Annotated in this window: 31 protein-coding genes; 17 read left to right on the top strand and 14 right to left on the bottom strand. The window is 71.6% G+C overall.

Annotation, left to right across the window (positions count from 1 at the left end):
* Positions 1 to 38: 38 nt before the first annotated feature.
* Positions 39 to 608 (bottom strand): O-methyltransferase, encoded by a 570-nt coding sequence (locus tag MED15_RS12015; RefSeq protein WP_112581855.1) that lies wholly within the window; start codon positions 606 to 608, stop codon positions 39 to 41.
* A gap of 299 nt (positions 609 to 907) precedes the next feature.
* Between MED15_RS12015 and MED15_RS12020 the strand changes: the two genes are divergently transcribed.
* Both MED15_RS12020 and MED15_RS12025 read left to right on the top strand, forming a co-directional pair.
* Complete coding sequence (locus MED15_RS12020; protein WP_373861026.1) at positions 908 to 2,341, top strand: S1C family serine protease; 1,434 nt, start codon at positions 908 to 910, stop codon at positions 2,339 to 2,341.
* Positions 2,342 to 2,438: 97 nt separating this feature from the next.
* A complete protein-coding gene (locus MED15_RS12025; protein WP_091394791.1) occupies positions 2,439 to 2,861 on the top strand; it encodes a twin-arginine translocase TatA/TatE family subunit in 423 nt (140 codons plus the stop codon).
* Positions 2,862 to 3,188: 327 nt separating this feature from the next.
* Here the strand turns inward: MED15_RS12025 and MED15_RS12030 are convergent, their stop codons facing one another.
* From MED15_RS12030 to MED15_RS12040, 3 genes are all read right to left on the bottom strand, one after another.
* On the bottom strand, positions 3,189 to 4,337 hold the full coding sequence (locus tag MED15_RS12030) for an Mrp/NBP35 family ATP-binding protein (RefSeq protein WP_112581682.1): 1,149 nt from the start codon (positions 4,335 to 4,337) through the stop codon (positions 3,189 to 3,191).
* Between the two features lie 76 nt (positions 4,338 to 4,413).
* Entirely contained in the window at positions 4,414 to 5,064 is a 651-nt protein-coding gene (locus MED15_RS12035; protein ID WP_112581681.1) for a DUF1003 domain-containing protein, read from the bottom strand.
* The gene (locus MED15_RS12040; protein ID WP_091394782.1) at positions 5,057 to 6,343 is read right to left on the bottom strand and encodes a magnesium transporter MgtE N-terminal domain-containing protein; all 1,287 of its coding nucleotides are present in this window, start codon (positions 6,341 to 6,343) and stop codon (positions 5,057 to 5,059) included. The genes MED15_RS12035 and MED15_RS12040 overlap by 8 nt, the downstream gene beginning before the upstream one ends.
* A gap of 33 nt (positions 6,344 to 6,376) precedes the next feature.
* Here MED15_RS12040 and MED15_RS12045 point away from each other — a divergent pair, with 33 nt between their 5' ends.
* Entirely contained in the window at positions 6,377 to 7,246 is an 870-nt protein-coding gene (locus tag MED15_RS12045) for a PhzF family phenazine biosynthesis protein (protein ID WP_112735634.1), read from the top strand.
* Between the two features lie 12 nt (positions 7,247 to 7,258).
* Positions 7,259 to 7,789, top strand: coding sequence for a hypothetical protein (locus MED15_RS12050; RefSeq protein WP_112581679.1), 531 nt, complete (start codon positions 7,259 to 7,261; stop codon positions 7,787 to 7,789).
* Positions 7,790 to 7,797: 8 nt separating this feature from the next.
* Here the strand turns inward: MED15_RS12050 and MED15_RS12055 are convergent, their stop codons facing one another.
* Complete coding sequence (locus tag MED15_RS12055; RefSeq protein WP_112581678.1) at positions 7,798 to 8,514, bottom strand: HAD family hydrolase; 717 nt, start codon at positions 8,512 to 8,514, stop codon at positions 7,798 to 7,800.
* A gap of 106 nt (positions 8,515 to 8,620) precedes the next feature.
* Between MED15_RS12055 and MED15_RS12060 the strand changes: the two genes are divergently transcribed.
* Complete coding sequence (locus MED15_RS12060) at positions 8,621 to 9,565, top strand: DMT family transporter (protein ID WP_112735636.1); 945 nt, start codon at positions 8,621 to 8,623, stop codon at positions 9,563 to 9,565.
* A gap of 40 nt (positions 9,566 to 9,605) precedes the next feature.
* Here the strand turns inward: MED15_RS12060 and MED15_RS12065 are convergent, their stop codons facing one another.
* A complete protein-coding gene (locus MED15_RS12065; protein WP_112581676.1) occupies positions 9,606 to 9,899 on the bottom strand; it encodes a DUF1330 domain-containing protein in 294 nt (97 codons plus the stop codon).
* Positions 9,892 to 10,716: an SDR family NAD(P)-dependent oxidoreductase gene (locus MED15_RS12070; RefSeq protein ID WP_112604101.1), complete on the bottom strand. Its 825-nt coding sequence runs from the start codon at positions 10,714 to 10,716 to the stop codon at positions 9,892 to 9,894. Before MED15_RS12070 ends, MED15_RS12065 begins: the two co-directional genes overlap by 8 nt.
* Positions 10,717 to 10,844: 128 nt before the next feature.
* Between MED15_RS12070 and MED15_RS12075 the strand changes: the two genes are divergently transcribed.
* Positions 10,845 to 11,801 carry an HpcH/HpaI aldolase/citrate lyase family protein gene (locus tag MED15_RS12075; protein WP_112735638.1) on the top strand — a complete coding sequence of 319 codons (957 nt, stop codon included), beginning with the start codon at positions 10,845 to 10,847 and terminating at the stop codon, positions 11,799 to 11,801.
* A gap of 79 nt (positions 11,802 to 11,880) precedes the next feature.
* Here MED15_RS12075 and MED15_RS12080 read toward each other — a convergent pair whose 3' ends face one another.
* The gene (locus MED15_RS12080; protein ID WP_112581674.1) at positions 11,881 to 12,432 is read right to left on the bottom strand and encodes a DUF4190 domain-containing protein; all 552 of its coding nucleotides are present in this window, start codon (positions 12,430 to 12,432) and stop codon (positions 11,881 to 11,883) included.
* A 118-nt stretch (positions 12,433 to 12,550) separates the two neighbouring features.
* Here MED15_RS12080 and MED15_RS12085 point away from each other — a divergent pair, with 118 nt between their 5' ends.
* Positions 12,551 to 13,456 carry an SDR family NAD(P)-dependent oxidoreductase gene (locus MED15_RS12085; RefSeq protein ID WP_091394758.1) on the top strand — a complete coding sequence of 302 codons (906 nt, stop codon included), beginning with the start codon at positions 12,551 to 12,553 and terminating at the stop codon, positions 13,454 to 13,456.
* Positions 13,457 to 13,483: 27 nt separating this feature from the next.
* Here MED15_RS12085 and MED15_RS12090 read toward each other — a convergent pair whose 3' ends face one another.
* The gene (locus MED15_RS12090; RefSeq protein ID WP_112581673.1) at positions 13,484 to 14,023 is read right to left on the bottom strand and encodes a DUF4190 domain-containing protein; all 540 of its coding nucleotides are present in this window, start codon (positions 14,021 to 14,023) and stop codon (positions 13,484 to 13,486) included.
* 177 nt (positions 14,024 to 14,200) lie between these two features.
* Between MED15_RS12090 and MED15_RS12095 the strand changes: the two genes are divergently transcribed.
* Positions 14,201 to 15,397: an acyl-CoA dehydrogenase family protein gene (locus tag MED15_RS12095; RefSeq protein WP_091394755.1), complete on the top strand. Its 1,197-nt coding sequence runs from the start codon at positions 14,201 to 14,203 to the stop codon at positions 15,395 to 15,397.
* A gap of 20 nt (positions 15,398 to 15,417) precedes the next feature.
* Here MED15_RS12095 and MED15_RS12100 read toward each other — a convergent pair whose 3' ends face one another.
* Positions 15,418 to 15,825 carry a CoA-binding protein gene (locus MED15_RS12100; RefSeq protein ID WP_112581672.1) on the bottom strand — a complete coding sequence of 136 codons (408 nt, stop codon included), beginning with the start codon at positions 15,823 to 15,825 and terminating at the stop codon, positions 15,418 to 15,420.
* Positions 15,826 to 15,844: 19 nt separating this feature from the next.
* Positions 15,845 to 16,891 (bottom strand): Rv2578c family radical SAM protein, encoded by a 1,047-nt coding sequence (locus MED15_RS12105; protein ID WP_112735640.1) that lies wholly within the window; start codon positions 16,889 to 16,891, stop codon positions 15,845 to 15,847.
* Positions 16,892 to 16,984: 93 nt separating this feature from the next.
* On the opposite strand from MED15_RS12105, the gene MED15_RS12110 reads away from it, so the two are divergent.
* The gene (locus MED15_RS12110) at positions 16,985 to 17,404 is read left to right on the top strand and encodes a thiol-disulfide oxidoreductase DCC family protein (RefSeq protein ID WP_112698656.1); all 420 of its coding nucleotides are present in this window, start codon (positions 16,985 to 16,987) and stop codon (positions 17,402 to 17,404) included.
* Here the strand turns inward: MED15_RS12110 and MED15_RS12115 are convergent.
* The 3 genes from MED15_RS12115 to trxA form a co-directional block, all read right to left on the bottom strand.
* The gene (locus tag MED15_RS12115; protein WP_112735642.1) at positions 17,368 to 18,339 is read right to left on the bottom strand and encodes an HTTM domain-containing protein; all 972 of its coding nucleotides are present in this window, start codon (positions 18,337 to 18,339) and stop codon (positions 17,368 to 17,370) included. The two genes, MED15_RS12110 and MED15_RS12115, sit on opposite strands and share 37 nt — an antisense overlap.
* Positions 18,336 to 18,776: a hypothetical protein gene (locus MED15_RS12120; RefSeq protein ID WP_112604099.1), complete on the bottom strand. Its 441-nt coding sequence runs from the start codon at positions 18,774 to 18,776 to the stop codon at positions 18,336 to 18,338. Before MED15_RS12120 ends, MED15_RS12115 begins: the two co-directional genes overlap by 4 nt.
* A gap of 154 nt (positions 18,777 to 18,930) precedes the next feature.
* Positions 18,931 to 19,293 carry a thioredoxin gene (gene trxA / locus MED15_RS12125; protein ID WP_074316526.1) on the bottom strand — a complete coding sequence of 121 codons (363 nt, stop codon included), beginning with the start codon at positions 19,291 to 19,293 and terminating at the stop codon, positions 18,931 to 18,933.
* Between the two features lie 548 nt (positions 19,294 to 19,841).
* Between trxA and MED15_RS12130 the strand changes: the two genes are divergently transcribed.
* From MED15_RS12130 to MED15_RS12160, 8 genes are all read left to right on the top strand, one after another.
* Entirely contained in the window at positions 19,842 to 20,357 is a 516-nt protein-coding gene (locus MED15_RS12130) for a MaoC family dehydratase (RefSeq protein WP_030486570.1), read from the top strand.
* 92 nt (positions 20,358 to 20,449) lie between these two features.
* Entirely contained in the window at positions 20,450 to 20,986 is a 537-nt protein-coding gene (locus tag MED15_RS12135) for a hypothetical protein (protein WP_181518623.1), read from the top strand.
* A 51-nt stretch (positions 20,987 to 21,037) separates the two neighbouring features.
* Positions 21,038 to 21,661, top strand: coding sequence for a TrmH family RNA methyltransferase (locus MED15_RS12140; protein ID WP_112581851.1), 624 nt, complete (start codon positions 21,038 to 21,040; stop codon positions 21,659 to 21,661).
* Positions 21,662 to 21,740: 79 nt separating this feature from the next.
* A complete protein-coding gene (locus tag MED15_RS12145) occupies positions 21,741 to 22,418 on the top strand; it encodes a DUF6758 family protein (RefSeq protein WP_341866340.1) in 678 nt (225 codons plus the stop codon).
* 116 nt (positions 22,419 to 22,534) lie between these two features.
* Positions 22,535 to 22,693, top strand: coding sequence for a hypothetical protein (locus tag MED15_RS33440; RefSeq protein WP_007455302.1), 159 nt, complete (start codon positions 22,535 to 22,537; stop codon positions 22,691 to 22,693).
* 6 nt (positions 22,694 to 22,699) lie between these two features.
* Positions 22,700 to 23,575 (top strand): PH domain-containing protein, encoded by an 876-nt coding sequence (locus MED15_RS12150; protein WP_088951386.1) that lies wholly within the window; start codon positions 22,700 to 22,702, stop codon positions 23,573 to 23,575.
* Positions 23,576 to 23,678: 103 nt separating this feature from the next.
* On the top strand, positions 23,679 to 24,461 hold the full coding sequence (locus tag MED15_RS12155; RefSeq protein WP_112725962.1) for a SigE family RNA polymerase sigma factor: 783 nt from the start codon (positions 23,679 to 23,681) through the stop codon (positions 24,459 to 24,461).
* Entirely contained in the window at positions 24,458 to 25,720 is a 1,263-nt protein-coding gene (locus MED15_RS12160; protein WP_112725963.1) for a hypothetical protein, read from the top strand. Before MED15_RS12155 ends, MED15_RS12160 begins: the two co-directional genes overlap by 4 nt.
* Positions 25,721 to 25,762: the final 42 nt, after the last annotated feature.

Genomic DNA, 25,762 nt, shown 5'->3' on the forward strand with positions numbered 1-25,762 from the left:
TCGGCGCGACCGGGGCTCTGACCTGTCCTGGGCTCGAATCAGCACTTCACCGCGGCGAGCAGCCCGTGCCCGACCGGAAGCAGCGCGGGAATCCAGTGCTCCGACTCCCGGACCGCCTTGATCGTCTCGCGGACCGTCACCGTCTCCGCGTCCCGGGCGGACGGGTCGCCGATCCGGTCGCTGGCCAGCACACCGTTGAGCGCCAGCACTCCCCCCGGGCGCAACAGCCGCAGCGCCGCCTCCACACAGGCGTGGAAGCCGGTCGCCTCCGCGTCCACGAAGACCAGGTCGTACGCACCGTCGGCGAGCCGGGGCAGCACGTCGAGCGCCCGACCGGTGATGATCCGGGTACGCCCGGCCGCGAAACCCGCCTCGGCGAAGATCCGCCGGGCGATCCGCTGGTGCTCCACCTCCACGTCGATGGTGGTGAGCACGCCGTCGACGCGCATGCCGCGCAGCAGCCAGACGCCGCTCACTCCGGTGCCGGTGCCGATCTCCACCACCGCACGGGCGTTGCCGGCGGCGGCCAGCAGCCGCAGCGCCGCCCCCGCGCCGGGGGTGACCGCGTCGAGGCCCACCTCCCGGGCCAGGCTGCGGGCGGTACGCAGAACGAGATCCTCGGTGACGTACGACTCGGCGAAGTGCTGGGCCTGTGTCGTCGAACTGCCGGAACCGGCGACCGTGGCGATGGGGCACCTCCGGGGGCGGTGCGTGGTGCGGGGGCGGGTTGGCACTGTGAGCGTAGAGGCGACCGTCGTGGGGCGCAGCCGCGCCTCCGCCGGAAGCGATCACCGGGGCAACCGCTGACTGCACCGCGTCCATCCGTGCAATCCTGGAGGCGGTATCCCGTCAGCCGCGACCAGACCGGCCCGTGGCCGGGCGACGCGGCACGGGATCCGGGGACGGACTGGGAGGCACCGACGTGACCGACGGCTGGGACTGGCGCCGGGGCGGTGAGACTCCGGCTCCGGCGCGACCGCCCGGGGCAGGAGCCCCGTCGGTGGGGCCGCCGACCATGCCGGGGGCTGACCGCACGCCCCTCGCCTCGCCAGGCAGCGGAACGACACCGGGCTGGCCGGCGTCTCCCGTCGGGCCGGCGTCCTACGGCGCGCCGGCTGCGGGCGGGCCCAACTCGGCCGACGCGTCGGCCTGGTGGTCGGACGCGCTCGCCGACCCCTGGCGCGACCCGGCGGCCCCGACCGCTGTGGTGGTCCCCGGGGTGGTGACCCCCGGCGCCGAGCCCGAACCGGTCACCGACCCAGACGCGCCGGGCCGGCCGACACTGCGCCACCTGTTGCTCATTCCCGTGATCACCGCGCTGCTGGCCGGCACCCTCGGCGGTGCGTTGGGCTACGCGTTCGCGGTGCGCGGCGGCGCTGGTGCGGCGGTCCTCGGCGGTGCGCCCGCGGAGGTGCCGGCGCTGGCGCAGCGCAAACCGGAGTCGCTGGCCGGGGTCGCCGAACGGGTCCTGCCCAGCGTGGTCACCGTCCGGGTGAGCAGCCTCGGCGGGACCAGTGAGGGCTCCGGTTTCGTCGCCACCGCCGACGGCCATGTGATCACCAATGACCATGTGGTGGCCGGCGGCACCGGAAAGGCCTCGGTGGTCTTCAACGACGGCAGCACCGCGCCGGCGACCATCGTCGGTCAGGACGCGGAGTCGGACATCGCAGTGATCAAGGTGAGTCGTCCCGGGTTGCGGCCGGTGGAGTTCGGCGACTCCGACGCGCTGGCGGTCGGAGACCCCGTGCTCGCCATCGGCTCGCCGTTGTCGCTGGCCAACACGGTCACCGCCGGCATCGTGAGTGCGCTGGACCGGACGATGCAGGCCGGCGAGCCGGGCGGGCCGGTGCGTTACTACGCCGCCATCCAGACCGACGCCGCTGTCAACCACGGCAACTCGGGCGGCCCACTTGTCGACGGCGCCGGCCGGGTGGTCGGCGTGAACTCCACCATCAAGTCACTTGTCGCCGAGGGGCAGGAGGCGGGCAACATCGGGCTCGCCTTCGCCATCCCGATCAACCAGGCCAAGCGGGTGACCCAGGACATCATCGGCACCGGCAAGGCCCGGCGTACGGTGATCGGCGCCCGGGCGGACGGCCCGACCGGGGTCGTCGGGGGCGGCCTGCGGCTGGCCGAGGTGGAGCCGTCCGGCCCCGCGGACGGCGCCGGACTGAAGGTGGGCGACGTGATCCTCAAGATCAACGGGCGGCCGATGACCGAGCCGACGGATCTGACCGCGTTGGTCCGCAAGTACGCGCCGGGCTCGGTCGTGACCGTCGAGTATCGGCGGGGCTCCGCCCGGCAGAACACCTCGGTAACTCTCGCCGCGGACGCGAAGTGACTCACCGCGGAAGCGAAGTGAACAGCGGCGCACCCCTTGCCCGAAAGCCGTCCGCCGTGCGTAGTCTTGCTGCTGACGCCGAGAGGAGGCCCGCGGGATGCTCGACAACCTGAACTGGTGGGAGATCGGTGCGCTGCTGCTCCTGGCGCTGCTGATCTTCGGCGACCGGCTCCCCGCTGTGATCACCGACGGCCTGCGGTTGGTGCGCAACCTGCGCAACATGGCCCGCAACGCCACCGGCGACCTGAGCCGTGAGCTGGGCACCGACATCCAGCTGGAAGACCTGCACCCGAAGGCGTTCATCCGCAAGCACCTCCTCAGCGAGGAGGACGAGGCGGCGATCCGCAAGCCGTTGCAGGGCGTCTACGACAACCTGCGCGCGGACGTCAGCGGCGTGCACAACGACCTGAAGGACGTGGCCAACGCCGCCGACCTGCGGTCGAACGAGGCCCGGTCCGGCACGGCCACCAGCAGCCCCTCGGCTCCGGCCCCCCGCGCCAGCTACGACGACGCCACCTGACCGACCCGTACCCCGACCGGCTGGTGCCCGCGACCGGCTAGTCCGCCCTGCCCGGACTCGGCCGGATCGTGCCCGCCTGGGCCCGGCGCCGGCTTGATCGACTCGGGTTCCCGGAAGTCGCGGTATCCCACGCCGTTTGAGCGGCCGACTTCCTGAAACCCGAGTTGACCATGCCGGCCACGCCGGCCGGTACCGGCCGCCTGCCCGTGCCGGCCGCCAGCCCGTGCCGACCGCCAGCCACGTTGCGGCGGCCTGGCTGGACCACCCGCCGACGCGACTCAGCCCGCCGGCCAACAGTGGCCGACGGGCTGACGGTGTACCGGGTGGTCAGCGCCCAGCGGGCTTGAGACCGAGTGGCTTGCCGAGCAGTGACTCGCGACGCAGGGCGAGCCGGTCGGCGATCGTGCCGAGCGCCTGGGCGGCCGGGGACTCCGGCTCGGCCAGCACGATCGGGTTGCCGGCGTCGCCGGCTTCGCGGACCCGGGTGTCCAGTGGGATCTGACCGAGCAGCGGCACCTGGGCGCCGATGGTCCGGCTCAGCGACTCGGCCACCGCCTCACCACCGCCAGCGCCGAAGATCTCCATCCGGGAGCCGTCCGGCAGCTCCAGCCAGGACATGTTCTCGATGACGCCGACCAACCGCTGGTGGGTCTGCAGGGCGATCGCCCCGGCCCGCTCCGCCACCTCGGCGGCGGCGGTCTGCGGGGTGGTGACGATCAGGATCTCCGAGTTGGGAAGCAGTTGGGCCAGCGAGATGGCCACGTCACCAGTGCCCGGCGGCAGGTCGAGCAGGAGCACGTCCAGGTCGCCCCAGTAGACGTCGGCCAGGAACTGCTGCAGTGCCCGGTGCAGCATCGGGCCGCGCCACACGACGGCGGCGTTGCCGGACGTGAACATGCCAATGGAGATCACCTTCACGCCGTGCGACTGCGGCGGCATGATCATGTCTTCGACCCGGGTGGGCAGGGCCTCCGTGCCGAGCATCCGGGGCACCGAGTGGCCGTAGATGTCCGCGTCGACCACGCCGACGGAGAGCCCACGGGCGGCGAGCGCCGCCGCCAGGTTGACAGTGACGCTGGACTTGCCGACGCCACCCTTGCCGCTGGCCACCGCGTACACACGGGTGCGCGAGCCGGGCTGGGCGAACGGGATGACGGGCTCCTCGGTGGCGCCGCCGCCACGCAGCTGCGACTGCAACGACTGCCGCTGCTCGGGGGTCATCACCCCAAAGTCGATCTCCACACCGGTGACGCCGGGCACCGCGGCGACGGCGGCGGTGATGTCCGTACGCAGCTTGTCCTTCAGCGGGCAGCCGGCGACGGTGAGCAGCAGCTCGACGCGGACGACACCGCTGGCACCGATCGTGGCGGAGCGGACCATGCCCAGCTCGGTGATGGGCCGGCGGATCTCCGGGTCGTTGACGGTGGCCAGGGCGGCCTGGATCGCGTCCTCGACGGTGCTCACGGGTGCTGACATGCCCGCAATGCTACGTCGCGGGGCATCCGTTGCCGCCGCTGCCCGGGGCGGTGTGAGCCAATCGATGACCCGTTGGTCAGCTCTCTGACCGGCGCGGGCCGGTGCCGTCCGGCCGGGCGTCCCGGGTGAAGTCGCCGTCCAGGTCGTCGCGGGGTTCTTCCAGGCCGACGCCGTCGGTCGGCCGTTGGCCACGTCGCTCCTGCCGGCTGTCCTTCTCCTGCTGGCGGCGTTCCAGCCTCTGCCGGCGCTGCCCCATCTCGTCCAGCTCCTCGGCCAGCCGGGCCAGCTCGGAGCGGAGGAAGTCCCGGGTGGCGACCTCACCCAGCGCGATCCGCAGGGCCGCGATCTCCCGGGCCAGGTACTCGGTGTCCGCCTTCTGCGCGGTGGCTCGCCGCCGGTCCTCCTCCAGGGCCACCCGGTCCCGGTCGGCCTGCCGGTTCTGGGCCAGCAGGATCAGCGGGGCCGCATAGCTGGCCTGCAACGACAGCACCAGGGTCAGGAACGTGAAGGTGTACGGGTCGAAGCGCAGGTCCGCCGGGGCCAGGGTGTTCCAGAGGAACCAGATCGTGATCACCACCGTCATGACGACGATGAAGTTCGCGGTGCCCATGCCCCGGGCGATGCCCTCCGACCACCGGCCGAACGCCTCCGCGTCGAACCGGGGCAGCTTGATGCCCCGGGGCTCGCGCGGCTGGTCGAGCCGTTCGTTCCGCCGCTGCTCAGCCATCCGCGCCGTCCAGCGCCGCGTCGGTGGTGCCCGGGGCGGCCAGGGCGTCGCGGTCCCGCCAGTCCCGGGGTAGCGAGTGGTCCAGCACGTCGTCCACTGTCACGGCGCCGACCAGCCGGTTGCTCCGGTCGATCACCGGCATGGCGACCAGGTCGTAGGTGGCCATCCGACGGGTGATCTCCGGCAACGGGGTGGTGGGGCGCAGCGGGTCGATGTCGTTGACCACCACCTTGCCCAGCAGGTCGGCCGGCGGTTCACGCAGTAGCGCCTGGAAGTGCACCATGCCCAGGTAGCGGCCGGTCGGCGTGTTCTGCGGTGCCCGGGTCACGAAGACCTGCGCGGCGACGGCGGGGGAGAGCTGTGGCTCCCGGATCCGGGCCAGCGCCTCGGCGACGGTGGCGTCCGGCGGCAGGATGACCGGCTCCGAGGTCATCACACTGCCTGCCGTGCCGGGGGTGTACTTCAGCAGTTGGCGTACCGGGTCGGCCTCGTCCGGCTCCATCAGGTCCAGCAGCACGTCCTGCTCGGGTGGGGGCAGTTCGTTGAGCAGGTCCGCGGCGTCGTCCGGGTCCATCTCCTCCAGGACGTCGGCGGCCCGTTCCCGGTCGAGGGCGGCGAGGATCTCCACCTGGTCGTGCTCCGGCAGCTCGCTGAGCACGTCGGCCAGGCGCTCGTCGTCCAGCGCGGCCGCGACCTCGTTGCGCCGCGCGTCGGGCAGATCCTGCAAGGCGTTGGCCAGGTCGGCGGGGCGCATGTCCTCCAGGACGGCGAGCAGGTTCGCCGTACCCCGGTTGTCGGCGATGCCGCTGAGCCCGCGCACCCGGTCCCACTCGACCTGGTGCAGGTGGCCGCGCCGGCTGAGCCGACCGGTCTGCTCGCGTACGGCGACACGGGTCAGCGACCACTCGCCACCCCGGGAGCACTCCATCGCGACGTCCACGACCGCGCCGGGCTGGCCGCCCGGGTCGAGTTGCACCCGCCGGTCGAGCAACTCCTGGAGTACCAGCAGTTCGTTCGGGCGCTTCTCGAACCGGCGCAGGTTGAGGGTGCCGGAGCCGAGTACGACGGCGTCCGCGTCGATGGAGGTGATCCGGTTGATGGACAGGAAGATCCGACGACGCATCGGCATCTCGGCGACGAGTCCCACCACTTCCGGCGGACGTTTAGTCGCCCGGAGCCGGGCCACGGCGTCACGAACCCGGCCCACCTGATCGCCGTTCGGGTCGAAGACGGCGACTCCGGCGAGGCGGGCGATGTAGACCCGGGTCGGCGTACTCACGGGCACCAGCCTAAGCGCCTAGTGTTTATCAACATGTCGACCTTGGCCTACGAGATCGTGGACGTCTTCACCGATCGCCCTTTCGCCGGCAACCCACTGGCGGTGGTGTTCGGCGCGGAGGCGCTGGCCACCGAGCAGATGCAGGCGCTCGCGCTGGAGTTCAACCTGTCCGAGACGGTGTTCGTGCTGCCGCCGACCCAGGTCGGCAGCACCTACCGGGCCAGGATCTTCACTCCGGTGGAGGAGTTGCCGTTCGCCGGGCACCCCAGCGTCGGCGCGGCGGTCACCGCCTGCCGACGGGGCATGTTCGGTGTGGGGCAGGTCACCCAGGAGTGCCGGGCCGGTGTGCTGCCGATCGAGGTGACCGCGTCCGGGGCGACGCTGACCGGTGGCACCCCGACCCTCGGCCCGGAGCTGGACCCGGAGCCGTTGCTGGAGATCGCCGGGCTGGTCGCCGACGACCACGTCGGGCCCGCCCCACGGGTCGCCGGCTGCGGGCTGGAGTTCCCGTACCTGCCGGTGCGTCCGGAGTCGGTGGCCCGCGCCCGGGTGGACCCAACGGCGGCGCAGCGGTACGGGGTGTCGCACGTCAGCGTCTTCTCCTGGGACGCCGCCGCGCAAACCGCGCACGCCCGGGTCTTCGTGCCGGGGATGGGTGTCCCGGAGGACCCGGCCACCGGTTCGGCGGCACTCGGCCTCGGTGTCTGGCTGGTGGCGAGCGGTCTGCTGCCCGGCGAGGGGCGGTCGGAGTACGCGGTCCGTCAGGGCGTGGAGATGAACCGTCCGTCAGCGTTGGCCTGCACGGTCACCGCGGCGAACGGGGTGGCGATCGGCGCGACGGTCGCCGGCCAGGTGGTGCCGGTGGCCCGCGGCGAGATCGCCGTGCCGCCGTTCGTGGGTTGAGCGCAGGCGCCGATGCGGGAGGATGCGGGTGTGACGGACGAGGACGCCCCCGGGGGCACCCCACTGGTCGACGAGGCGATGAAGAAGGCCGCAGTGGCCTGGGTCAGCGTTGCCGGCGGGCCGGCGCTCGCGCTCTGGTGCGCCCCGCTGGAGGGCGCGCTGCTGGTGGTCAGCGGGCCGGGCGAGCAGGCCGCACCGGGTCTGGCCGACGCGACCGAGGCCCAGGTCACCCTGCGCGGCGACCACGGCGGTCGGATCGTCACCTGGCCGGCCCGGGTGAGCCGGTTGCAACCGGGCACCGAGGCGTGGGAGGTCACCGCGCCGCTGGTGGCGGCGAAGCGCCTCAACGCGCCCGGTCCGACCGCTGACCTGGTGGCCCGATGGGCTGCCGACGGATGCGCCGTGAACCGCCTCGCCCCGGCCGGTACGCCGCTGGCCGGAACGGAGTTGCCGGCCGACGCGCAGGCCGAGCCACCCCGGGCGACTCCGGCGGTCCGGGCCACCCGTAAGCCGTTCCGCCTGCACCGGGTCCGCCGCCGCTGATCGGTTGATCAGGTCCGACCGCCGACGCCCGCCACCGCGGCGTCGGCGTCGACAAGGGCGAGCACCTCGCCCAGGGTGCCGAGCGTGGGGCCGCGCCAGTCCCGGTCGGCGTTGAACACCATGTGCGTGGCCAGATCCGGTGCGGCGAGCCGGACGGCGGTCATCCCGGCCCGCTCGGCGCCGGTCAGCTCCTGGCTGCCGCCGTCACCGACGTAGAGGCAGTCGCCCGGCGCGAGCCCGAGCCGCTGGCAGGCCGTCAGGTAGAGCGCCGGATCCGGTTTGCACCGCCCGACCTGCACCGAGAAGACCCGTACGTCGAGCAGGGGGGCGATCGCGAGCTGCGGCAGGAAGGCCGGCAGTTCGTGCGTACAGTCGCTGATCACGCCGGTGCGCAGGCCGCGCTGGCGCAGAGCCGCCAGCACCGGCACCGCGTCGGCCCGCAGCCAGGTGTCGGCGCGGACCGCCCGGTGCCGGGACGCCACCGCTGCCCGTACCGCGTGGTCGCTGGGCTGTACGCCGGCCTGGGCGCACACCCAGCGCAGGGTCGCCTCCGCGTCGCCGAGCCGGCCGCTGGCCCGCTCGTAGTAGGTGCGGTTCAGCACCTCGGTCAAGATCTCGGTGGGACACCCGAGCAGCTCGGCGGTGCCGACGTGCGCGACACCGCGTTGTACCGAACGGGTCAGGGTGCCGAAGAAGTCGAACAGCACCGCCTGGTAGCTGGCCATGGGGGAGCGCCTCCGGGCGGTCGAGGGTCGTCGGCGCGAACCCGCGTGATCGTAACGGAGTGATGACCGTCCGTGCTGGCCATCACACGTGTGAGGATTACGTCCCGTGCCCCCACCTTCACCCCGGTCATCAGTGGATCCGCTGACCACCGGCGCGGTCGGGCTGGCCGTGGTCGCCGTGTCGTCGTCCGCGCCGCTGATCGCGTACGCCGCCGCCCCCGCGCTGGCCATCGCGTTCTGGCGCAACCTGCTCGCGGTGGCCGTGCTGAGCCCCTTCGCGCTGGTCCGACGCCGCGCCGAGTTCCGCAGACTGACAGTTGGCGCGGGGCGGCGGGAGGGCCTGTTCTGCGTTCTGTCCGGGGTCGCCCTGGCCGGGCACTTCGCGACCTGGGTGCCGAGCGCTCAGCTCACCTCGGTCGCCACGTCCACCGCCCTGGTCGCCACCCAGCCGGTCTGGCAGGGGCTGATCGCCCGCGCCCAGGGGCGTCCGCTGCCCCGGGTGGTGTGGATCGGCATCGCGGTGGCGGTCGGCGGCGCGGCGGTCGCCACCGGGGTGGACGTGGGTGTCTCCGGCCGGGCCGTCCTCGGCGACGTGCTGGCGCTGACCGGCGGCGTGTTCGCCGCCGTCTACACCGCCTTCGGGGAACGGGCCCGGGCCAGCATCAGCACCACCACCTACACCACCATCTGCTACGGGATCTGCGCGCTGATCCTGCTGGCCCTGTGCCTGGTCGGTGGCGTACGGCTGACCGGCTTCGAGGGGCGTACCTGGCTGGCCATCCTGGCCCTGGTGGCCGGCGCCCAACTGCTCGGGCACTCGATGTTCAACTACGCCCTGCGGAAAATCCCGGCAACCACTGTGAGCGTGCTGATCCTGCTGGAGGCGCCCGGCGCGGCAGTGCTCGGTTGGGCCTGGCTGGGTCAGCTACCCCGCCCGTACGCGCTGCTCGGCATGGCGTTGCTGCTGGCCGGCGTGGCGGTGGTGGTGCTCGGCGGCCGGCGGAGCGAACCCAGCGCCCTGCCGGCCGACCCGACCCCGCTGGCCGACTGACGGCGCGACACGAACGGACCGAGGCCCCCCGCCTACCGGGTCAGCCTTCGTGCACCTCGATGACCCGGGTCGTCGGCGCGGCTTCACCGAGGGCGGTACGCAGCGCCGCCCGCTCCGGGTCGGCGAGGAACGACTCGTAGCCGGCCCGCCCGTCGAACCGGATCACGTGCACCTCGGCCTGCCCGTCGGTGCCGCGCAGCCGCCGCTCCAGCCGGCCGCCGTGCCGTTCGAGCAGGGCCAGCACGGCGTCCTCGTAGCGCTGCCCGGCGGCCTCGGCCCCGACGGCGAACTCGACGATCGCGACGAGCGTCAGCACACCGGCCCGGTCAGCCATCGAGACCGACGGCCTTGGCGCTCGCCGCCCACAGCCGGGCGGCGAGCTGCGGATCGGCCGCCTTGCGGAGCGGTCGACGCGGCCGACGGTCGACGTAGTAACCCCCGTTGATCAGCCGGGAGCGCTCCTGGTTGGTCAACCACACCAGGGTCTCGGCGCCCTTCTCCGGGCTGCGGAACGGCATGAACCGCATGCCGAACGCGACCAGCCTGCTGTCGTTGGCGAACCGGGTGCGGACCACCCCGGGGTGGAAGCTGTACGCGGCAACGTCCGGCCAGCGCCGGGCGGCCTCGGCGGTGAACAGGACATTCGCCTGCTTGCTGGTGCCGTACGCGCCCATCGGCCGGTAGTCACGCAGTGGCTTGTTCAGGTCGTCCGGGTCCAGTGCGCCGAAGCGGTGCGCGCCGGAGGCGGTCACCACGACCCGGCCCACCCGGTCGGCGAGCAGGTTGGTCAGCAGGAACGGGGCCAGGTGGTTGGCCTGGATCGACATCTCGAAGCCGTCGACAGTGCTCAGTGGTTGCAACGCGATCGCGCCGGCGTTGTTGGCGAGCACGTCGATCCGGTCGTACGCCGCCCGGAGCTGCTCGGCCAGCCGGCGTACGTCGTCGAGGACCGCGAAGTCGGCCCGGAACAGCTCCGGACGTTCACCGGAGTTCTCCCGTACCCGAACGGCTGCGGCCTGCAGGCGGGCCGGGTCCCGCCCGACCAGCACCACCTGGTCGCCCCGGCAGGCCAGGTGCACGGCGGCGGCCAGCCCGATGCCGGAGCTGGCCCCGGTCACCACCACCAGTCGGCGCCCAGTGAGATCTTCCACAGGTCCATTCACCCCGGTCATGGCGCGAGGTTACCGTGGCGTCACAACGCCCTTTGGGATCGTTAAGGTCCCGGATCTGTCGTCAGGTGGCGTCGGCATGCCCGCCGGACGCTGGAAGGAGCGCATCCATGGCCGCAGTCGGTCGCCCCCGCAGGTCCTGCCTCGCCGTGCCGGGTTCCAGCGTGAAGATGCTCGGCAAGGCCCAGGGTCTCCCGGCCGACCAGGTCTTCCTGGACCTGGAGGACGCCGTCGCCCCGCTGGCCAAGCCGGACGCGCGCAAGAACATCGTGGCCGCCCTCAACGAGGGTGACTGGGCCGGCAAGACCCGGGTGGTCCGGGTCAACGACCTGACCACCCCGTGGACCTACCGGGATGTCATCGAGGTCGTCGAGGGCGCCGGCGCCAACCTCGACTGCATCATGCTGCCGAAGGTGCAGACCGCCGCCCAGGTGCAGTGGCTGGACCTGACGCTCACCCAGATCGAGAAGACCATCGGCCTGGAGGTCGGTCGGATCGGCATCGAGGCGCAGATTGAGAACGCCGCCGGCCTGGTCAACGTGGACGCGATCGCCGCCGCCTCGCCGCGCGTGGAGACCATCATCTTCGGCCCGGCCGACTTCATGGCGTCGATCAACATGAAGTCGATGGTGGTCGGCGGCCTGATCCCGGACTACCCGGGCGACCCGTACCACTACATCCTGATGCGGATCCTGATGGCCGCGCGGATGCACGACAAGCAGGCCATCGACGGCCCGTTCCTGCAGATCCGCGACGTCGACGCGTTCCGTGAGGTGGCCAAGCGCTCGGCCGCGCTGGGCTTCGACGGCAAGTGGGTGCTGCACCCGGGCCAGATCGACGCCGCCAACGAGGTCTACCAGCCGGCGCAGGCCGACTACGACCACGCCGAGCTGATCCTCGACGCGTACGAGCACTACACCTCGGAGGCCGGCGGCCGGCTCGGTGCCGTGATGCTCGGCGACGAGATGATCGACGAAGCGTCCCGCAAGATGGCGCTGGTGGTCGCGGCCAAGGGCCGGGCCGCCGGGATGAGCCGTACCTCGTCGTTCACCCAACCGGCGCAGTGACCGGCCGGGCCGGGACGACCGCCGCCGGCTGTCGGTCCGGCCCGACAACCGCCGGTACGCCGGCCCGCCCGCGGGCCGGTCAGTAACTGCTGCTGTTGTCGCTCGTCGCGATCGCGTAGATGATCGCGGCGGCGTAGATGGCGATCACCAGCACCAGGAAACCGGTGAGAATCCAGCCGACGATGATGGCGGCCTTCGCCATCCCCGCCCCGCCCTCGCCGCTGAGTCGGATCTGCTTCTGCGCCACGTGGCCGAGGATCGCGCCGATCGGCGCGGTGATGCAGGACGTGAAACCGATCAGGGCCAGCACGAACGCCGCGATGGCCATCCCGTTGGTCTTCGGGGGCTGCGGGTAGCCGTAGCCGGGGTACTGCGGCGGGTAGCCAGGCTGGGCGTATCCGGGTGGGGCGTAGCCGGGCATCGGCTGGGCCGCTGGCTGCTTCGCGCCGGCGTACGGGTCGACCGGGGCGTACGGGTCCGGGGCGTACGGATCGGGGGCGTACGGGTCGACCGGGCCAGGTTGCGCGGGCACCGGCTGACCGGCCACGAGGGTCGGGTCCGGTGCGGGGCTCGACGGCTGGGCCGACCACGTGGGATCGCTCCAGTTGCCGGGCGGCGGGGGATTGGTCATGCGAACTCTCCGTCGGGTTGGGGTGCGGAGACAGGGTAGCCAGCGCCGCCCAAACCCGACGCCCCTGCTTCCGGGTGCCGCGTTGCTCGGGCCGGTCGTAACGGGCAGGATCCCTGACATGGCATACGACGCGCGCGCCGCGGACCGCTCCGGCAGTCGACCCCGACGGGACGTCAGCCGCCCGGGTGCGGCCCGGCGCGCCCGGACGGCCGCCCCGGCGGGTAGCCCCGGTCCCGATGAGCCGGTCGCGCTCACCGACCCGGTCACCATGCGCCTCGACGGGCGGGTCGCCCTGGTCACCGGGGCCGGCAGCCCGGACGGCATCGGTTACGCCACCGCCCGGCGACTCGCCGATCTGGGCGCGCGGGTGGCCATCGTCTCCACCACCCGACGCATCCACGAGCGGGCGACCGAGCTGGGGGTGACCGGCTTCGTCGCGGACCTGACCGACGAGTCCGAGGTCGGCGCGCTGGCCGATGCGGTCGCCGAGCAGTTGGGCGACGTCGAGGTGCTGGTCAACAACGCCGGCCTGGCCAGTCGCGCCAGCCAGGGAGTGCTGCGGCCGGTAGCGCAGCTGACCTACGACGAGTGGCGCGGTGAGATCGACCGCAACCTTTCCACCGCATTCCTGTGCAGCCGGGCGTTCATCGGAGGGATGGCCGAGCGGGGTTGGGGTCGGATCGTCAACCTGGCGGCCACGGCCGGCCCGGTCAACGCCCTGCCCACCGAGGCGGCGTACGCCGCGGCGAAGGCCGGGGTCGTCGGGCTGACCCGGGCCCTGGCCATGGAGATGATCGCCGACGGGGTGACCGTCAACGCGGTGGCACCCGGCACCATCTACACCGCGGCGTCCACCATGGCCGAGATCAAGCAGGGGCTGGGCACCCCGGTGGGGCGACCGGGCACGCCGGACGAGGTCGCCGCGGCGATCAGCTTCCTCTGCTCGCCGGCCGCCTCGTACATCACCGGGCAGATGCTTGTGGTGGACGGCGGCAACAGCGTCCGCGAGGCCCGCTTCCGCTGACCGCGCCGGCCGGCACCGGGTCGTTCGTCAGTAGCCGCCGCTGTCGCCGGTGTTGCTGAAGGCCACCAGTGCCAGCCAACCACAGCAGGCCAGCACGGTGAGCCCGGTGAAGACGTAGCCAAGGATCAGCCCCCAGGTCGCGAGCTGGTCGCCCTCCTCGCCGCTGGTGCGGATCTGCCGCTTGGCCACGTGGCCGAGGACGGCGCCGGCCGGCGGAAAGACGAAGGCGAACACCAGCGACAGGATCGCCAGCACGTTGGTGCCCCGACCCGGCCCGGACGGCGGTGGGCCGTACTGACCGTAGGGGCCCTGCGGGGGGTACGGCGGTTGCTGGCTCCAGTGCGCCGACTGCTGCGGCCCCTGGTGGCCGTACGGCGACGGTTCGCCCGCCGGTGGCCCGTACGGTGAGCGTTCCGCTGGCAGCTCGTACGCCGGCTGGTCCGGCTGCGGCGCGTACGGCGACTGACCGGCCGGCGGTGGCGCGTACGGCGACTGGTCCTTCGGTGGCTCGTAGGGTGACGGCGGCGGCTCGTCCTCGGGCGGTCCCGACGGCGGCGGGTAGCTCACAGCTGTCCTCCTCCTGCCGGTGCCGGAAAAGTCCCTCTTGCCGGACGCTACCCGCAGCGGTGAACCTTTTCACAGCGGTTGTGTGGACTGGTCACCTTGGCCTCGTCGACCCGAGGGGCCGATACTGACCCAGCGTTCAGTTACCCATGAGTAGTGCGCGGATCCCCGGAGGCTGAGATGGCCCGACTCGCCCAGACGCCCGGCCTGACCGATGTGCAACAGTCGATCCTGGAGACCGTTCGGGACTTCGCCGACAAGGAGATCATCCCGCACGCCCAGCGGTTGGAGCACGCCGACGAGTACCCCACCGACATCCTCGACGGCATGCGCGAGATGGGGCTGTTCGGCCTCACCATCGACGAGGAGTACGGCGGCCTCGGTGAATCGCTGCTCACCTACGCGCTGGTGGTGGAGCAACTGTCCCGGGGCTGGATGTCGATCTCCGGCATCGTCAACACCCACTTCATCGTGGCGTACCTGATCTCCCAGCACGGCTCCGCCGAGCAGAAGGCCCGGCTGCTGCCGAAGATGGCCACCGGCGAGGTGCGCGGAGCGTTCTCCATGTCCGAGCCCGAGACCGGCTCCGACGTCTCGGCGATCAAGTCCCGGGCCGTCCGGGACGGCGACCGCTACGTGCTCAACGGGCAGAAGATGTGGCTCACCAACGGCGCCTACTCCTCGGTGGTGGCCACCCTGGTCAAGACCGACACCGGCGCGGAGTCCGTCTACGGCAACATGAGCACCTTCCTGCTGGAGAAGGAGCCGGGCTTCGGCGAGACCGCCCCCGGCCTCACCATCCCCGGCAAGATCGAGAAGATGGGTTACAAGGGCGTCGAGACCACCGAGATGGTGCTCGACGGCGTGACCGTGCCCGACTCAGCGATCCTCGGCGGCGCCGACCAGGTGGGCCGTGGCTTCTACCAGATGATGGACGGCATCGAGGTGGGCCGGGTCAACGTGGCCGCTCGTGCCTGCGGCATCTCCATCCGCGCCTTCGAGTTGGCCGTGAGCTACGCCCAGCAGCGCAAGACCTTCGGTCAACCCCTCGCCAAGCACCAGGCGATCGCCTTCAAGCTCGCCGAGATGGGCACGAAGATCGAGGCCGCGCACGCCCTCATGGTCAACGCCGCCCGCCTCAAGGACGCCGGTCAGCGCAACGACGTGGAGGCCGGGATGGCCAAGCTGCTCGCCTCGGAATACTGCGCCGAGGTCGTCCAGGAGGCGTTCCGCATCCACGGCGGCTACGGCTACTCCAAGGAGTACGAGATCGAGCGGCTGATGCGGGAGGCCCCGTTCCTGCTCATCGGCGAGGGCACCTCAGAGATCCAGAAGACAATCATCTCCCGAGGTCTCCTCAAGGAATACAAGCTCTGACCCGCCCCGCCCCGCGAGGGTCAGGTCAGGCGGGTCAGGTTGGCGGCGGCGCGTTCGACGATGAGGCAGCGGTCCTCGACGTAGTCCATGCCGGCCTCCTCGGCGATCCGCCGCGCCTCGGCCGAGACGATGCCCAGTTGGAGCCAGACCGCGGGGGCGCCGATCGCCGCCGCGTCCCGGACCACCTGCACGGCGTCGGCCGCCGGTCGGAACACGTCCACCAGGTCGACGGGGTGCGGAATGTCGGCGAGGGTCCTGTAGGCCCGTTCCCCGAACAGTTCGTCGACCGTCGGGTTGACCGGGATGATGCGCCAGCCGTACTGCTGCATCTGCAACGGCACGCCGTGCGCGGCCTTGAACGGGTCGCGGGACGCGCCCACGACGGCGATCACGGCGGAATCGGCGAGGATCTGCTGAGCGGTACGCACCCGCCGACTGTAGCTCCGACTAGAGCAGCGTCAGCTGCTCGGCCGCCGACGGTGGCGGCGGCTCGGGCAGGCTGCGGTTGTCGCCCCGTTCCCCGCGGTGCAGCCCGTGCCGACGGGCGGCGATCCGCACCCGTGCGGTCAACTCCCGCTGGTACGCCTGTGGGGCGTACGCACCGGCCCGGTAGAGCTCGCGGTAGCGGGGGACGAGGTGCGGGTGCTCGCGGGCGAGCCAGTGCGCGTACCACTCCCGGGCGCCGGGACGCAGGTGCAGGGGCAGTGCGGTCACGCTCGTCGCACCGGCGGCGGCGATCGCCGAGACGGTGGCGTCGATCGACTCGTCGCTGTCGCTGAGGCCGGGCAGGATCGGGGCCATCAGCACGCCGACGGAGAAGCCGGCGTCGGCGAGCGCCCGGACGGCGTCGAGCCGGCGGCGTGGGTGCGGCGTGCCCGGCTCGACGGTGCGCCAGAGGTGCTCGTCGACGAACCCCACCGAGAAGGAGATGCCCACGGTGGCCACCTCGGCGGCCTCGCGCAGCAGCGGCAGGTCGCGCAGGATCAGCGTGCCCTTGGTGAGGATCGAGAACGGGTTGGCGAAGTCTCGCAGGGCACCGATGATCTGCGGCATCAGCCGGTAACGGCCCTCGGCGCGCTGGTAGCAGTCCACGTTGGTGCCCATCGCCACGTGCGCGCCCCGCCAGCGCGGCGCGGCCAGCTCCCGCCGGACCAGCTCACCGGCGTTGACCTTGACGATCACCTTCCGGTCGAAGTCGGCACCGGCATCGAGATCGAGATAGGTGTGAGTATTTCTCGCGAAACAGTAAGTGCAGGCATGGGAGCAGCCTCGGTACGGGTTGATCGTCCACTCGAACGGGACGCGGGACTCCCCGGGCACCCGGTTGAGGATGGACTTGGCCTGCACCTCGTAGAAGGTCATCCCGGCGAACTCGGGGGTGTCGAAGGTGCGGGCGACGGCGCCGGGCAGCGCCAGCGGCAGGGGTGGCGTCGCTGGCGCTGCCCGCTCGGGGTCTCCCTCGACCGGGGGAGCGGTGAGGTTGTCCCAGCGCATGGGCACTATTCGAACACGTGTACGAGGTGAGCGCAAGTGACCCGCCGTACACCGGTGGGCGTCCGGGTGGTCGGAGAGGGGAGGATGGACGCCATGGAGACGTCGACCTTCGTCTACGACGGGGACTGCGCGTTCTGCACGAGCTGTGCGGAGTTCATCGAGCGCCGCATCCCCACCGCCGCGCGGGTGGTGCCCTGGCAGTTCGCCGACCTGGAAGCGCTCGGCCTCACCGTGGCCGAGTGCGAGGAGGCCGTGCAGTGGGTCGGCGCGGACGGCTCCCGCGCGGCCGGTCCGGACGCCATCGCGAAGCTGCTCGCCGCGAGTGGTCCGCTCTGGCGGATCGCCGGCGCCGGCCTGCGGATTCCTCCGGTACGCGTCGCGGCCTGGCCGTTGTACCGCTGGGTGGCGCGCAACCGGCACCGGCTTCCCGGTGGCACGGCGGCCTGCTCCCTGCCCCAGGAGGCCCGGGAGCGGCTCTACGGCCCGACCGGTCGCCCGACCACCGGGGCCTGATCGTCGAGCGCCGGCCCCGCGCCGGCTGTCACCGGGCCCTGGTCGGCCGGCACCGGGTCGACCTCGGCCGGGCGCGGTTGCGGGGCATCCGTCGTCGCCGCCTCGGAAGGGCTGCGGCCGGTCAGTCGGCGTGCCCAGACCAGCGGGCGCACCCGCTCCAGCGGTAGGAAGCTGGTCATCGCGGCCAGGTGTGGCGCGAACGAGATCGTGATGGTCGCGATGGTGACCGCGTGGAACGAGTAGAAGAAGCCGACCATGGCGAGTCGCCAGCGGGGTGGCAGCAGGAAGACCATCGGGCTCAGCAGCTCGAACGCCACGATGCCGAACTGGGCGACGATCAGCAGGTACGGCACCTGGGCGATGAGGTCCGCCAGGTCGGTGCCGCGCCGGATGATCGCGCGGGCCAGGACCGAGCCGGTCAGCCAGTCCAGCCCGCCGAAGCGCAGCTTGGCGAAGGCGGCCAGGAAGTACGTGCAGATCACCGCGATCTGGGTGACGCGTAGCGTCCAGCCGCCGGCCTCGGTGCGGATGGTGTCGCCGTGTCGGGCGCGACCGGCGGTGGGCAGCACGGCCAGTGCGACGAGCAGCCCGAACCGGTCGTGGTCGACCTTCCCGTAGCTCATCGCGATGATCATCCACTCCAGGTACAGCGCGCACACCGCCCAGCCGAGCAGCCGGGGCGCTCGTCCGGTGGCGGCGAGGAGGGCGAGCAGCAGCAACGCCCAGAAGATCACCGTCACCAGCGTCTCGGTTGGCGTCGGCAGTGGGAGAAGGCGGCCGATCAGGAGTGGCTGGTACAGGTCGCCGGGCACGCTGACCCGGGTGCGTACCCAGGGGGTGAAGATCACCAGATCGGCGGCAACGAACAGGTAGATCAGGGTGCGGAAGGCGGCCACCCGGCCCCGGGGTACGGCCTCGGTCAGCCAGCGGTTCATCGGGTGGCCTGCCAGCGGACGACGGTCTGATCGGTGTGTTGACCGGTCGGTCGGCCGGCGCGGATGCCGTGCCAACGGATGACGATGCGGACCTCGACCAGCGCGGGGGCGTCCGGGTGGCGTTCGGCGTACGCGTCGGCGACCTCGGTGAGCAGCGTCGGGTCGGCGGCGTATCGGGCCTGCTGACCTTCGATCTCGGCGCGGCGGATGCCTGTCGCGTTCTGGTCGAGGTCGACCACCGCCCCGGAGCTGTTCACCCCCTCGACACGGGTGTCGGGTGCGGGTGCGTTCGGCGGGTTGGAGGTGGAGTACATCCGGAACGGGCCGAACGGGAAGTCGTCGTCGCTGCCCCAGAAGGTGCCGACGACGAGCAGGACGAGGCCCAGTGCGGTCGCGCCCAGCCGGGTCGCGCGTCCGCGGGTGGTCAGGTTCTCCATCGGGTCGTGACGATACGGGATGTACCGACGGCGTCGGGTCCCTCCGACGGCCAGTTCGGCCTGACCAGGCAGGTGATCATGCGGGAGTTGGTGGGGGTACGACGAAGGCCGGGCCCGCATCGGGCCCGGCCTCGCGTGTCGTCGTGGGGACGACTCAGTGCTTGTGCTCGGCCAACTGCTTGCGGACGTCGTCCATGTCCAGCGCCTCGACCTGCTCGATCAGGTTCTCCAGCGCGGACTCGGGAAGGGCACCCGGCTGGGCGAAGACGATGACGCCGTCACGGATCGCCATGATCGTCGGGATCGAGCGAATGTCGAACTTCGCGCCCAGCTCCTGCTGAGCTTCCGTGTCGACCTTGCCGAAGACGATGTTCTGGTGCTTCTCCGAGGAGCGCTCGTAGACCGGGGCGAACCGCTTGCACGGACCACACCAGTCGGCCCAGAAGTCGACCAGGACGATGCCGTCGTTGCCGGTCACCTCGTCGAAGTTCGCCGAGGTCAGCTCAACGGTTGCCATTGCACTCTCCGATCACCGCGGTTTATCTACGTCCCGTAGAACCAGGGCTGACCGTATCGAATTCCCGGGCGGTGGGGTGCGAAACGTGCCCGGGGCTGCCGGGGGGTGCTGCGGGTCATCGATGGGCATCTGTTCACACCCGACCTGCGGAACGCAAGTGCATGACGCACTTGCGTGACCTGCGGTAATGGGAGCGTTTCCAGGGAGATCCACGCGATTGAGCACTACGAATCGGTAACTTGGGCCTTGACAAGGAGGTATCCGGCCTGCGGAGATCGCTGATCAACCTCCGGTTAGTCACGCTCAGTAGTGTTACAAAAAGATAAATGTGACCGCGATCTCTGTTGAACCTACGCAGGCGTAGGGCAGAATTCCTCACATCAGAGCGTGGGCGGCGGGTGCCGGGGAGGGCCCCGCCGCTCATTGCGTCTCCCCCCAGGCGAGTGACCGGTGTGACATTTCCGCCGCCGTCGCGCCCCGCCGGTTGCCTTAACCATCGGTAAGGCATGCTGTGCCGAACTCCATCGCCGCCCGTCGAAGGGACCAGCATGCAGTTCGGTCGCTACTACGAGGAGTTCGAGGTCGGCGCGGTCTACCGGCACTGGCCGGGCAAGACCGTCACCGAGTACGACGACCACCTCTTCTGCCTGCTCACCATGAACCACCACCCGCTGCACATGGACGCGCACTACGCCGCGACGGCGAGCCAGTTCAAGCGCAACGTCGTGGTCGGCAACTACATCTACTCGCTGCTGCTCGGCATGTCCGTGCCCGATGTGAGTGGCAAGGCGATCGCCAACCTGGAAGTCGAGTCGCTGCGGCACGTCGCGCCGACCTTCCACGGCGACACCATCTACGGCGAGACCACGGTGCTGGACAAGCGCGAGTCCGGCTCGAAACCCGACCGGGGCGTGGTGTCGGTGGAGACCCGCGGCTACAACCAGGACGGCACGATGGTCTGCGTCTTCCGGCGCAAGGTCATGGTCCCCAAGCGGGAGTACGCGGCCGCTGCGGTGCCCGACGGAGTGGATCCGGAGCGGCCCAGCTTCCCCGAGCCGCGCTGACAGTCGCGGCGGGCTCGACCGTCGACGAACACCGGGCTCCTTCCCCACCGCGGGTCTGCTGGGGAAGGGGCCCTGTGCCCGTCGCGGGGCATATGCTGACGCCGGAGGTTCCGATGAGCCACTCCGTAGCGGGAGAGCCGTCCTCTGCCGGCCGCCGAGCCGCACCGTTGACCACCGCTGTCTACTCCGCCGCTGAGTGGGATCTGCTCACCGGCCTGCCCGGTCGGGTTCTCGTTGCCGCCGCGGCTCCCGGTCCTGGCCGGACGGAGCGTGGCGTGATGGCCGGCCTGGCCGGCCTGGATGCCGTGGCCGCGGGCCGGGCCTCCGACAGCGACCTGGTCCGCGCGGTGGTCGCCACGATCTACGCCCGCCACGACGGCACCTCGCAACCCGCTGAGCGGCTCACCGACCTGGTGGACCTGCTGGCCGCCTGTCGGGCGGCGAGCCGGGTCCTCCGGCGGCGGGCCGACCCCGCCGACTCGGCCGCGTACCGGCAGTGGGTGCAGTCGGTCGCGGCCCGGGTCTGTCGCGCGGTGCCCGGCGCCGGCGCACGCCGGGCGGACCCACCGGCCAGCCCGGCGGACCGGCGCTTCCTGGACCGGCTCGGTGCCGCCCTCGACCTGGGCTGACCGGCAGGTCGTCGCGGCCGACGCCGACGCGGTCCGTACCCTCTGATGACCGTGACCGACGACCAGCTTGAGGTGGGCGTGGGCCCCTGGCCGGGGGACCCACCGGACGACCCCCGTTACGACAGGCAACTGCTGGCGGAGGGGGACCGGCGCAACGTCGTCGACCGCTACCGCTACTGGCGGCACGAGGCGATCGTCGCCGACCTGGACCGGCACCGGCACGGCTTCCACGTCGCGATCGAGAACTGGCAGCACGACTTCAACATCGGCACTGTGGTGCGCAACGCCAACGCGTTCAACGCCGCCGAGGTGCACATCGTCGGACGGCGACGGTGGAACCGGCGCGGCGCGATGGTGACGGATCGGTACCAGCACGTACGACACCACGAGACGATCGAGGAGTTCGTCGCCTGGGCGGCCGAGCGGCAGCTGCCGGTGTTCGGCATCGACAACCTGCCCGGGTCGCGTCCGCTGGAGACCGGCACCCTGCCGCGGGACTGCGTGCTGCTGTTCGGTCAGGAGGGGCCCGGCCTCTCCGCGCCGGCCCGTGCCGCCTGCGACCAGCTCTACTCCATCGCCCAGTACGGCTCGACGAGGTCGATCAACGCGGGCGTGGCCAGCGGAATCGCCATGCACGCCTGGATCCGTGCGCACGCCGGTTCGCCACCGGACTGACCCCCGTACGGTGCCGAATCGGACGTTCCGGCTTGACGTGCCGGCGGTCCAGGGAGACGGTGGGGATGTGAGTGTCGCGGTGAGTTGTCCGAGATGCGGGGGCCCGGTAAGGGCGCCGGATCTGATGAACACCGACTCGAGGTGTGTGCGCTGCGGCCCGGTGCCGCCGTTGCACGTGCCCGAGCACATCGGAGCGGACATCGTGGCGAGCGTGGTGGAACGGATCACCGCGACCGGCGATCCGCCGGTGACGCCGTTGTGGTGCCCGTGGCCGCTGCCGCCCGGTTGGACACTCACCGGCGTGGCGTACGCCGGGGACGACCGGACGGGCGTGCGGGCGACAGTGGTGGCCTGCGCGGGCCCGGCACCGCTCGGTGGTGGTCCGGCCGATCTGGTCTTCGTGGCCGAGGAACCCGGTGTCGGCCTGGGCACCCGGCTCGCCGGTCTGACCGGCCCGGATCCGGGACCGGAGTTGGTGGACGCGTTGACCGACCCGGGGTCGGGTCACCCTGACCACGTCGGACAGGCGAAGATCAAGGTCGGCGGGCACCCTACTCCACTGTGGTTGGTGAATTCACCAACGGATCGAAGCGCGTACGCCGGCGAGGCTCGGGGAATGTGGCTCCATGCGATAGCCTGGCCGGCGAGTGCGGGTCACCTGCTCGCGGAAGACGTCGTGCTACACGACCTGACCGAGTGGACTCCGCCCGAACTCGTGTACGGCGCACCGTCCCCGTATCTACCTGGTAGAGCTTGACAACTCTTCCGGATTGACGGAGAACGGACGCAGATATTCACTGTACGACACCACACTGATACTCTGGGTGCCGCTGCGGTAATGGGACCCGGCGCCGCGCGAGAGGATGGCCCGCCATGGTCAAGAAGGTCCTCACCTGGGCCGGAATCGCATTCTTGATCTTCTTCGTCGCCTACCGGCCAAACTCTGCGGCGGACGTGTTCAAGTCGCTCGGCGGCGGGATCATGGATATCGCCCAGGGGTTTGGCGACTTCTTCACCAGCCTCGTCGCCTAGCCGCCGATGGGCAGCCCCTCCGGTCCACCCTTCGACCCGGACGACCCCGACCGGGAACGTCGCGAGCGAGACACCGAGCCGATCCCGCGGATCGGGCCTGATGACGGCCCGGGCTACGGGGCCGGTCCCGGCCTGTCCGACGGTCCGTCCCTTTCGGACGACGTCGGCTACGGCGACGGGCCCGGCTACGCCGGTCAGGGTCGTTCCGGTCGGGGGTGGATCCGTGATCCGGAGGCCAGCTACCAGCCACCGCAGATCTCCGAGGACGAGCTGGCCGGGTTGCGCGCCGACGCGACCGGCTCGACCCCTCGGCGGGTGCTGCCCCTGGAAGACGAGCCCAGTTCGCTGGTGGCTCGCTACCTCTTCCCCACCGAGCGCTACCGGGGCGAGTGGAAGCGACACTGGATCCACCTCACCAACCCGCTGTTGATCGGCGTCGCGGCGACCTTCGTGCTCGGCTACCTATCCGGCTTCCTCGCCGGCCAGGACGTCGGCGCGTTGACCACCATCGCCGTGCTGCTGTGGTTCGCGGTCATGGGCTGGGTGGCGTGGAAGGTCGCCGACTGGTGGTATGACCGGTTCATCCTGACGAACAAGCGGGTCATGGTGGTCAACGGCATCGTCACCCGCAAGGTGGCGATGATGCCGCTGGTCCGGGTCACCGACATGAAGTACGAGCAGACTCCGACCGGCCGAGCGCTCAACTACGGCACCTTCGTGCTGGAGTCCGCCGGCCAGGAGCAGGCGCTCCGCGAGATCAAGAATCTGCCCAACCCGAACGAGCTCTACCTGCGCGTCGTCGAGGAGATGTACGAGCCTCAGGCCGTCGAGGCGCGGCTCGGCAAGGAGGCCGACGAGGCCAAGGCCGACGACGGGGCGTGAAGGTTTTCGACCGAACATCGGAGCAAGTGCGCACCTTTCGTCATGGACCAGAGCGCCCCTGACGTGGCACTCTGCCAGGACGGCAGGGGTGTGGAGGTGGGCGGTGGCGAGCAAGGACTCGTTGGAGGAGCAGTTCCGCGAGTTCGTCGCGGCCCGCTCTGCCGCGCTCCTACGCACCGCTTATCTGCTCACCGGCGACTGGGCCACGGCCGAGGATCTGCTCCAGACGGCGCTGACCAAGACCTACCTCGCGTGGAAGCGGCTCGGCGGCATCGAGGCGGTCGAGCCGTACGCCCGGCGTGTGATGGTCAACACGTCGACCAGTTGGTGGCGGCGGCGCTGGCACGGCGAACGCCCGACCGAGGTCCTGCCCGAACGGGCCGGCGTCGACGAGATCGAGCAGCAACTTGACCGTGACCTGCTCTGGCGGCACCTCCGGGAGTTGCCCAACCGGCAGCGGGCAGTGCTGGTGCTGCGCTACTACGAGGACATGTCGGAGGCGCAGACCGCCGCGATGCTGGACATCTCACCGGGCACGGTGAAGAGCCAGGCGTCCCGGGCGCTCGCCACGCTCCGTCGGCGACTGGGCGCGGACGCACCGGAGCTCGCAGCCGCCGCCGGCATCGCCGGCCGGTCGGTCGCTCCCGCCGGTGCAGGGGCCGCAACCGGTGCCGCCGGCCGGACGACGGGCTCGGGTTCCCGGACCGGGCGAGTCCCGGCCACCGGTGCCGCTGCCACACCCCGTCCCGAACGGGCGGCTGGCCGACCCGTGCCCCGACCGGCCGCTCCCCGCGCCGCCGTGCCGCGTGCGATCAGCCAGCAGGTCGTACTACCCACCGCCCCGGCGGCCGTGCCCGTCGGCACGGGCTCCGGGGAACAGCAGTGAGTCAGTTCCCGGGCGGGCGCGACAACCTGACGGACGGCCCGCAGCGTTCATACCAGGTGCGGCCTGACGAGCTGGAAGGTGCGGTGCGGGAGACACTCTCGCACCAGGTCGCCGTTGCCCGCCCACTGAGCGTCGATCCGGCCGGTCAGGCCATCCGCCGCGCGAATCGGATCCGGCGTCGACGCAACGCCGCCGGCCTCGCCCTCGCGGCGGTCACCACAGTGCTGCTCAGCGCCGGCATGGCCCAGCTCGGTGCCGAGACCAGGCGGGACGGCTCACCCATCGTCGTGATCGGCGACCCGGGCCCGACCAACCGGCCGCTCCCGACGGCCAGCGTTCCCGGCTCGGCCCCCTCGCCCAAGACGTCGGCCTCCCTCGTCTTCAGTGAGACGCTTGTCAACGCCGACGGACGGCGGCTGGTGCTGCCCGACGTGGGGCCGGCCGAACACGTCCAGCCGCTGCCCAGCGGCGGCGGTTGGCTGGTGGTCGGCGCGCCGAGCACCGCAGGACGCTCCCTGTGGGTGGTGCAGGACGACGGCCTGGTGCAGGTGCTGCTGGCCGGTGCCGGCGCGATCGTCCTGGCCCCGGACAGCCTCCAGGTCGCCTGGCGCGACGGGGACGATCTCCTGGTGGCGGGCGTGGTCGGTACCCAACTCATCGGGGCGGTGCGCACCCCGGTGCCGGCGGCGGCGGAGCCCGTCCGGTTCGTCGCTGACAGCGTGCTGGTCCGGCTCGACCCGGCCAGCGCCGGTCACACCCTCTGGCGGCCCGGTGCGGGGCCATTGCCCGAGGCCATCGACCAGAAGAGCCTCAACGTGTACGGGCGGCTGCCCGACGGGCGGCTCGTCGGGCAGGTCACCACGACCGATCCGGGCCGGACCTGCCTCGCCATCCTCGCCCCGACACGTCGCCTGGACCCGGTACGCACCGGCTGCGGTCCAGACCTGAGCCGGGACGGCGTCGGCGGGGTCTCGCCGGACGGCCGTTGGCTGCTGGTCAACGGTGGGAGCGGCACCGCCGGTCGGTCCCTGCTGGTCGACCTGCAGCGGCTCGGGCCGGCGGCGACCGCCGTTGCGGCCGGGCCGCCGATGACCGGGGCGGTCGTGTGGAGCGACGGGACCCAGGCCTCCTACCTCGACGGCACCGGCGAGCTGGTCCGGGTCGACGTCGGCCAGGTGCGGGCGGGAAAGCCCGCCAGCCCCGCTGCGGTGCCCGGCGTGCCAGCCGGAGAGCGGCCGATCCTGGTGCAGGGCTTCTGACCCCGGGTGGCCCATGTGAACCGGGCTCGCTGTTTCCTCGGT

Source organism: Micromonospora noduli (assembly GCF_003264475.1).
Classification (GTDB): domain Bacteria; phylum Actinomycetota; class Actinomycetes; order Mycobacteriales; family Micromonosporaceae; genus Micromonospora; species Micromonospora noduli.